2 protein-coding genes are annotated in these 1,231 nt (G+C 63.9%); both read left to right on the top strand.

The window, feature by feature from the left end; genetic code table 11:
• Positions 1 to 664 (top strand): hydrogenase nickel incorporation protein HypB (gene hypB / locus JHD62_RS21350; protein WP_199104568.1); only part of this gene is annotated, 664 nt, incomplete at its 5' end.
• Between the two features lie 3 nt (positions 665 to 667).
• On the top strand, positions 668 to 1,231 hold a 564-nt coding region (locus JHD62_RS21345; RefSeq protein ID WP_199104567.1), incomplete at its 3' end, for an acylphosphatase.

The raw sequence follows: 1,231 nt of genomic DNA, 5'->3' as shown, positions 1-1,231 counted from the left end.
GTGGCTGCGCGACCGTGGCATCTTTGCGCTGAATCTGGTGTCCAGCCCCGGTTCGGGCAAAACCACCCTGCTGGCCGAAACCATCCGCCAGCTGGGCAGCGACACCCTGGTATACGTGGTGGAAGGCGACCAGCAAACCAGCAATGACGCCGAGCGCATCCGCGCGGCCGGCGCACCGGCCATCCAGATCAACACCGGCAAGGGCTGCCATCTGGACGCCCACATGGTGGGCCAGGCGCTGGAACAGCTGAACCCGGCGGATGACAGCCTGTTGCTGATCGAAAACGTCGGCAATCTGGTGTGCCCGGCGGCGTTCGACCTGGGCGAGGCACACAAGGTGGCCATCCTGTCCGTGACCGAAGGCGAGGACAAACCGCTGAAGTACCCGGACATGTTTGCCGCCGCCGACATCATGCTGCTGACCAAGATAGACCTGCTGCGCCATCTGGATTTCGACGTGGACGTGTGCATTGCCAACGCCCGCCGCATCAACCCGAAAATCAAGGTTTTGCAGCTGTCCAGCAAGAGCGGCGACGGCATGGACCTGTGGATTGACTGGCTGTTGCTGGAAATGAACGATGCCCAGCTGGTGAAGCAGCGTGAAGTGGCCCGCCTGCGCCAGCAGATTGCCGCGCTGGAACAGCAGTTGCAGGAGCGCCGCTGAATCATGCTGACACAACGCTTGCGACTGGCCATCCGCGGCCGGGTTCAGGGAGTGGGCTTTCGTCCCTTCATCTGGCGCACCGCCCAGGCGGAAGGCCTGTCCGGCTTTGTACACAACAGTGGCGAAGGCGTGACGGTGGAACTGCAAGGCAGCAGCAGCCAGCTGGCTGCCTTCCAGCTGCAACTGCAACAGCACCTGCCGCCGCTGGCCCAGATCGACAGCATGCAGCAAACCCTGCTGGACCCATTGCCGGATGAGGACGGTTTTGAAATCCGCAGCAGCAGCGGCAGCGGCAGCACCACCCAGGCACGCCTGCCTGCCGACAGCGCTACCTGTCCGGCCTGTCTGGCCGAATTGTTCAACCCCGCTGACCGCCGCTATCGCTACCCCTTCATCAACTGTACCGATTGCGGCCCGCGCTACACCGTCACCCATCGCCTGCCCTACGACCGCGCCAACACCAGCATGCTGCCCTTCTTGCTGTGCCCGTCCTGTCGCAGCGAATACCAGAGCCCGCACAGCCGCCGCTTTCATGCCGAACCCACCGCCTGTCCGGACTGCGGCCCG

This window comes from Aquitalea sp. ASV11, from assembly GCF_016429185.1.
Taxonomy (GTDB): Bacteria; Pseudomonadota; Gammaproteobacteria; order Burkholderiales; family Chromobacteriaceae; genus Aquitalea; species Aquitalea pelogenes.
The sequence above is the reverse complement of the archived record's forward strand: the minus strand, read 5'-3'. Positions and strand labels throughout refer to the sequence as shown.